We start from the raw sequence: 6983 nt of genomic DNA on the forward strand, positions 1-6983 counted from the left end.
TGGAGGAGCGGCGCCGCCGGCCCTACGCCGCCATCCTGGCCGGCCTCGGCCCCAGGGAGGCCGTGGCCGACTTCATCGTCGCGCCGCTGAAGGTGTCGAAAGGCGTGGTCGAGGACCGCATCCTGGCGATGGTCGGCCGCGGCGACGGCAATGTCTGGCTCTACGACCTCGGCGCGGCGGTCGATGTCGCGCGGTGGCTGCAGACGCCGGACGAAATCATCGGCAACGAGGCGCGCCGAGCCCTGTACAAGAGCCTGATCGCGCCGCTCGAGAGCAAGCTGGACGGGGTCGAGCGGCTGGATGTGGTGCCGGACGGCATCCTGCATCTCGTGCCCTTCGACGGGCTGATCGACGGGGCCGGGCGCAACCTGATCGAGACCCGGGATGTCCGCATCGCCCGCAGCGCCCGGGCGATCCGCGGCGATCAGGAGACGCAGCCGCCGGTGGAGGCGGGCGGGATGCTGCTGGTCGGCGATGTCGATTACGGCCCTGGCTCGGCCATGTCGCCCCTGCCGGCCACGGGCATGGAGGTCGATACCATCGCCCAGACCATGGCGAGGGTCGGGTTCACGCCCCAGCTTCTGCGGGGCACCGCCGCCGACGAGGCCGATGTCCGGGCCGCGGCCGGCGGCCGCCGGATCCTGCATTTCGCGACCCACGGCTTCTTCGACCCGGTCTCGGCGGGGGAGGCGGCGCCGCTTTGGCGGGCCGGCATCGCCCTCTCCGGCGCCAACGGGGCCGGCGAGGACCATATGGCGGCGGATGACGGGGTGCTGTATGCCGCCGAGGTGACGGCCTGGCCCCTGTCCGGCGTCGATCTAGTCGTGCTGTCGGCCTGCGACACGGCCCAGGGCGATCGCAGCTATGTCGAGGGGCTGAGCGGCCTGCCATCGGCGCTGGCGGTGGCCGGGGCAAAGCGCAGCCTGCTGGCCCGCTGGCCGGTCAGCGACCGCGGCAAGGCGTTGTTCATGATCCGCTTCTACCAGGCGCTCGCCATGACCCGCTCCTATGAACAGGCGATCCGCCTGGCGAAGCTCGACGCGATCGCGGGCAAGCTGCCCGGGGTACAGGACGATGTCTGGCTCGCCTTCGTCATGATCGCCAACTGACGGCAGGGCGGCCCGCCGGAAGGACCTCCGACGGGCCGCGCCCACATCAGGCCGTCAGCGTCCCGGTGATGTTGATCGAGGTCGGCTGCGCCGGCAGCGGATGCAGCGTCTCGCCGGGCCGCGAGAGATCCAGCTGCTTCAGGTCGATCTGCATCATGGTCGGGTTGGTGTAGGTGCGGACGTTGAAGACCTTCTGCCGCAGCGCCTTGACCACGATCCACTGGGTGTAGTCGTACTCGACCTTCCCGCCATGCGCCGGCCGCGAGGCGCTGGTCCCGACCGGGATGTCGACGCCGTTGAGCAGGTGGATGGCCAGGTTGCACGCCTCCCCGGCATCCTTTGGCCGATGTGCGAAGTGCTTCTGGAACACCGTGCGGATGAAGCGGGAGGGCGGGGTCGAATCCCCCGGCATGCCCCGCATGCCGCTGCCATGCCCGGTCTGCTTGAATCGCTGCAGGCCGATGTGGATGGGCTCCGCGTCGGTGTTGGATAGCCCGACATAGTTCTCGATGTTGGTGATCTGCCAGGGGAAGGGCGGGTCGTTGGTCAGCACCGCGACCGGGTTGTCGTGGATCTGGGCCACGCCATCGATGAACTCGATGACGATGCTGCGGCCGCGCTCGTCATGGATCGGGAAATGCAGCGGCGTCTCCTTCTCCAGAACCAGATCGCCCCAGATCTCGATCCCGCCCCCGGTCAGCTGGGCTTTGACATCGTCAACGGTGGCGCATGTGCCCAGAACCCAACTGGTGAACAGGTCGACGACCAGGGCCTGCGACGGGGTGGACACGGTGTGTGCGTAGCGCGTCCCCGGCAGCCAGAGGGCGCCGATGCTCAGCCCCGCCTCGTTCATCCCGTCGGTGATGATGGTCTTGCCGTATGCGTTCATGCCGATATAGCCGTACTGGGCCGTCCAGCGCAGCCCGTCCTTGAGATCGGGCGTCGGGCTTGTCTTTTCCGTGCCTCGGCCGCTGATCAGGAGCTCGGATTTGAGATCCGATCCGAACTCCATGCTGCGGCCGTTGACGACGCTCGCGTCCTCCGCCAGCAGAAGAAAATCCGTGCACACAACTGCCTCCTCGGGTGGGGATCCCGCTGGAAGCCGGCAAAATCGGCCGGCCGGGTCGGTGCGAGGCGGGACCCGGGTGACGTGGGTTCAAAATGGGACGGAGGCGACGTGTCTGGGCCAATCGCCTATCGCCGTCCGAGCCAGGGTCAGCATGACACCCGCCCACCCAGGCCGGTAGGTCCAGATGACCGTCGACGGTGAGTCCAGATATCTAAAATCCTAGGCAGGTGGGCAGGCGGTTCTTGCTGCGCAAACCTCTCCCCCTGGCCCCGCCCGCAGGGGAAGAGGGTTATCGATGGAACAGAGCCGGCCTCACGCCCGCTGCTTCTGCCGGGCCTGGCGCAGATAGGGCGCCAGGTACTGGCCGGTGTAGCTGCGCTTGGCGCGGACCACATCCTCCGGCGTGCCGGCGGCGATGATCTCGCCGCCGCCGTCGCCGCCCTCGGGGCCGATATCGACGATCCAGTCGGCGGTCTTGATCACCTCGAGATTGTGCTCGATCACCAGCACCGTGTTGCCCTGGTCGACCAGCTCGTGCAGCACCTCCAAGAGCTTGCGCACATCGTCGAAATGCAGGCCGGTGGTCGGCTCGTCGAGGATGTAGACGGTCTTGCCGGTGGCCCGGCGCGACAGCTCCTTGGCCAGCTTCACCCGCTGCGCCTCGCCGCCCGACAACGTGGTCGCCGCCTGGCCGATCTTGACGTAGTCGAGCCCCACCCGGTGCAGCGTCTCCATCTTGTCGCGGATCGAGGGCACGGCGCGGAAGAACTCCGCCCCTTCCTCGACCGTCATCTCCAGCACCTCGGCGATCGACTTGTCGCGGTACAGCACCTCCAGCGTCTCGCGGTTGTAGCGGTGGCCCTTGCAGACGTCGCACTGGACATAGACGTCGGGCAGGAAGTGCATCTCGATCTTGATGACGCCGTCGCCCTGGCAGGCCTCGCATCGGCCGCCCTTGACGTTGAATGAGAAGCGGCCGGGGCCGTAGCCGCGGGCCTTGGCCTCGGGCAGCCCGGCGAACCAGTCGCGGATCGGGGTGAAGGCGCCGGTGTAGGTCGCCGGGTTGGACCGCGGCGTGCGGCCGATCGGCGACTGGTCGATGTCGATGATCTTGTCGAGGAACTGCACGCCCTCGATCGCGTCATGTGGCGCCGGGTGCTCATGCGCCCCCATCAGCTGCCGGGCCAGCGCCTTGTACAGCGTCTCGATCACCAGGGTGGACTTGCCGCCGCCGGACACGCCGGTGACGCAGGTGAAGGTGCCCAGCGGCACCTCCATGGTGACGTTCTTGAGGTTGTTGCCTCGGGCGCCGACCACCTTCAGCACCTGGCCCTTGTGGCCCGGGCGGCGGGTCGTGGGAACCTCGATCCGCTTCGCGCCGGTCAGGTACTGGGCGGTGATGCTGTCGGCGCTGGCCATCACCTCCGCGGGCGTGCCGTGCGCCACCACCACGCCGCCATGCACGCCGGCGCCCGGGCCCATATCGACCAGGTAGTCGGCGCTGCGGATCGCATCCTCGTCATGCTCGACCACCAGCACGGTGTTGCCGAGGTCGCGCAGCCGCTTCAGCGTGCCGAGCAGCCGGTCGTTGTCGCGCTGGTGCAGACCGATCGACGGCTCGTCCAGCACGTAGAGCACGCCGGTGAGACCGGAGCCGATCTGCGATGCCAGGCGGATGCGCTGGCTCTCGCCGCCGGAGAGCGAGCCGGAGCCGCGCGACAGGGTCAGATAGGTCAGGCCGACGGCGCTGAGGAAGGTCAGCCGCTCGTTGATCTCCTTCAGGATGCGGTAGGCGATCTCCTGGTCCTTGGCCGACAGCGTGTCGTTCAGCGCCGCGAACCACTGCCCGGCCTCGGCGATCGACTTCTCCGCCACCTGGCTGATGTGCAGTCCGCCGATCTTCACCGCCAGCGCCTCGGGCTTCAGCCGGGCGCCGTCGCAGGTGTCGCAGGGGCGGGTGCCCTGGTACTTGCCCAGTTCCTCCCGCGTCCAGGCGCTGTCGGTCTCGCGGAACCGCCGCTCCATGTTCGGGATCAGCCCCTCGAACGGCTTCTCGGTCTTGTAGGTGCGCAGCCCGTCATCGTAGCGGAAGACGATCGAATCCTTGCCCGAGCCGTACAGGATGGTGTTGCGGACCTCTTCCGGCAGGTCGCGCCAGGGCGTGGTGGTGCTGACGCCGTAATGGGCGGCGATCGCCTCCAGCGTCTGGTGGTAGTATTTCGAGGACGAGCCCTCCCACGGCGCCACCGCGCCCTTGGCCAGGGTCCGGCTCTCGTCCGGCACGATCAGCTCCGGGTCGAACACCAGCTTGGCGCCGAGGCCGTCGCAGGCCGGGCAGGCGCCATGCGGGCTGTTGAAGGAGAACAGCCGCGGCTCGATCTCCGGGATGGTGAAGCCGGAGACCGGGCAGGCGAATTTCGACGAGAAGAGGGTGCGGTCGCCGCTGTCGGCGTTCTCGGCGATGGCCAGTCCCTCGGCCAGGCCCAGCGCGGTCTCGATCGAATCGGCCAGGCGGTTGCCCAGGTCGTCGCGCACCACCAGCCGGTCGACCACCACCTCGATGTCGTGCTTCAGTTTCTTGTTCAGCGCCGGCACGTCCTCGATCTCGTAGAGGGTGCCGTCGACCTTGACGCGCTGGAAGCCGCGGGCCCGCAGCTCCTGCAGCTCCTTCCGGTACTCGCCCTTGCGGCCGCGGACGATCGGCGCCAGCAGATACAGCCGGGTGCCGTCGCCCATCGCCATCACCCGGTCGACCATCTGGCTGACCGTCTGGCTCTCGATCGGCAGGCCGGTGGCCGGCGAATAGGGTACGCCGATGCGGGCGAACAGCAGCCGCATGTAGTCGTAGATCTCGGTCACCGTGCCGACGGTCGACCGCGGGTTGCGGCTGGTCGTCTTCTGCTCGATCGAGATCGCCGGCGACAGGCCTTCGATCGAATCGACATCCGGCTTCTGCATCAGCTCAAGGAACTGGCGGGCATAGGCCGACAGGCTCTCGACATAGCGGCGCTGGCCCTCGGCGTAGATGGTGTCGAAGGCGAGAGAGGATTTGCCGGAGCCGCTGAGGCCGGTGATGACGATCAGCTGGTCGCGCGGCAGATCGACGTCGACATTCTTCAGGTTGTGCTCGCGCGCGCCGCGGACGCTGATGGACTTGTGCATCGCCAGATCACTCATGCGGGAAGGGCGTCCCCGGGCTCCGGGCACGCCGATGTGCAATATGGGACGGGCGAGGCCCGAAAGCGACTCCGGCCCGATCATCGGTTCGCCGGCGGGCGCTGCGGCCGCGCGCCAGCGGACAGCGAGTCCGACGGCGAGACTCGAACATATCGGGAACGTTGCGGTCAAGCGGAAAGCGGGATAGGATGCCCGTCCAAGCCGTCCGGGGCATAACCCCGGGGCCTCACGCCGGAGACTCCATGATCCTTCGGATCGGCCTGATCCTGGTCCTGCTGCTCGTGTCGGGGGCCGGCGAATCGATGGCTGCGACGCTCGACTGCAGCGATGCCGGCAAGCGGCTGTGGAGCCGCAGCGACCCGCAGGTCAATCTCAGCCACATATTCTGCGGCGAGATCGGGCGCAACGGCGACCCGAAGGGCTTCCATTCGCGCGTTGTCGCGCTGCCGACCGGCGCGGTCGACCGGGTCGAGGACAACCGCCATGGTGCCGGCGAGATCTATGACGCGACCGTCATCTACAGCAACGGCCGACGCAAGCGGTCGACCTTCTACCCGGACGACTGCCCGGCCGAAGCGATCCTGCGCTCGGTGCTCTATGCCTACCGCAACCAGACCGGCGATCATCCCGCCTGGGGCGTGCTCGGCCCGTCAGCGCCGGTGCAGGGCGATGCACAGGACGGCTATTGCCGCGACGACCGGGGCCGGCCCTTCGAGATCCGCATCGGCACCATCCAGCGCCGCGGCCAGGACGCGATCAACACCGCGTTCCCGAACTGAGAGGGCGGGATGAAGGCAAAGCACAGCACGATCGAGGTCACCCGCGACGCCGAGGGGCGGCTGCGCGTCGTGCCCGGCACCGCGGCGCCGATCCTGGCCGACTTCCTGGAGACCGATCTGCGCGGCGACGCCGCCTGGACGGCGAAGGTGGCCGAGCGCCTTGGAGCGGCCGGGGAGGGGGACGAGCCGATCACCGGCAATCTCTACGCCCTGGAGATCCGCGGCGCCCAGTCGGTGCTGCGCAACATCCACGATCCCAAGGTGCCGCCGCTGGTGCTGCCGACCCGGGACCTGGCGGGGGCGGTCGGGGCCTGGCTGGCGGCACTGCGCAAGCCCGCGGCCCGGACACGCAGGAAGGGTTGAGGCGGCACCCGATCGAAGTGATTGGCATCGGCGGCCCGGGCGTCTAGGGTCCGCCCCGGAATTGAGCAGTGAGTGAGGTCTGGATCATGGCTGGCAGCGTCAACAAGGTCATTCTGGTCGGGAATCTCGGCCGCGATCCGGAAATCCGGTCCTTCCAGAATGGCGGCCGCGTGGCGAATCTCTCGGTCGCGACGTCGGAGAACTGGAAGGACCGCAACACCGGCGAGCGCAAGGAGCGCACCGAGTGGCACCGCGTTGTGGTGTTCAACGACGCGCTGGTCGGGGTGGTCGAGCGATTCCTGAAGAAGGGCTCGAAGATCTATATCGAGGGCCAGCTCGAGACCCGGAAATACACCGACCAGAGCGGCGCCGAGCGCTACACCACAGAGGTGGTGCTGCGCCCGTTCCGCGGCGAGCTGACCATGCTCGACGGCCGTGAGGGCGGCGGCGGTGGGGGCGGCGGCGGTTTCGAGGACGAGGGCGGCT

The 6983-nt window shown here is 68.4% G+C and carries 6 protein-coding genes; 4 read left to right on the top strand and 2 right to left on the bottom strand.

Annotated features, from left to right (window positions below; genetic code table 11):
• On the top strand, nucleotides 1-1109 hold a 1109-nt coding region (locus P409_RS21910; RefSeq protein ID WP_034843668.1), incomplete at its 5' end, for a CHAT domain-containing protein.
• Nucleotides 1110-1155: 46 nt separating this feature from the next.
• Here the strand turns inward: P409_RS21910 and P409_RS21915 are convergent.
• On the bottom strand, nucleotides 1156-2178 hold the full coding sequence (locus tag P409_RS21915) for a linear amide C-N hydrolase (protein WP_034843669.1): 1023 nt from the start codon (nucleotides 2176-2178) through the stop codon (nucleotides 1156-1158).
• A gap of 312 nt (nucleotides 2179-2490) precedes the next feature.
• Entirely contained in the window at nucleotides 2491-5340 is a 2850-nt protein-coding gene (gene uvrA / locus P409_RS21920) for an excinuclease ABC subunit UvrA (protein ID WP_034843670.1), read from the bottom strand.
• Nucleotides 5341-5597: 257 nt separating this feature from the next.
• Between uvrA and P409_RS21925 the strand changes: the two genes are divergently transcribed.
• From P409_RS21925 to ssb, 3 genes are all read left to right on the top strand, one after another.
• Nucleotides 5598-6134: an EndoU domain-containing protein gene (locus P409_RS21925; protein WP_034843671.1), complete on the top strand. Its 537-nt coding sequence runs from the start codon at nucleotides 5598-5600 to the stop codon at nucleotides 6132-6134.
• A 9-nt stretch (nucleotides 6135-6143) separates the two neighbouring features.
• A complete protein-coding gene (locus P409_RS21930; RefSeq protein ID WP_034843672.1) occupies nucleotides 6144-6497 on the top strand; it encodes a hypothetical protein in 354 nt (117 codons plus the stop codon).
• 86 nt (nucleotides 6498-6583) lie between these two features.
• On the top strand, nucleotides 6584-6983 hold a 400-nt coding region (ssb, locus tag P409_RS21935), incomplete at its 3' end, for a single-stranded DNA-binding protein (protein ID WP_034843673.1).

Origin of the sequence: Inquilinus limosus MP06 (genome assembly GCF_000767795.1) — a bacterium.
Classification (GTDB): domain Bacteria; phylum Pseudomonadota; class Alphaproteobacteria; order DSM-16000; family Inquilinaceae; genus Inquilinus; species Inquilinus limosus_E.

Excerpts from the sequence above, each read along its gene's own strand:
- uvrA (WP_034843670.1), bottom strand. The coding sequence starts at position 5,340 with ATGCACAAGTCCATCAGCGTCCGCGGCGCGCGCGAGCACAACCTGAAG.
- P409_RS21925 (WP_034843671.1), top strand. The coding sequence starts at position 5,598 with ATGATCCTTCGGATCGGCCTGATCCTGGTCCTGCTGCTCGTGTCGGGG.
- P409_RS21930 (WP_034843672.1), top strand. The coding sequence starts at position 6,144 with ATGAAGGCAAAGCACAGCACGATCGAGGTCACCCGCGACGCCGAGGGG.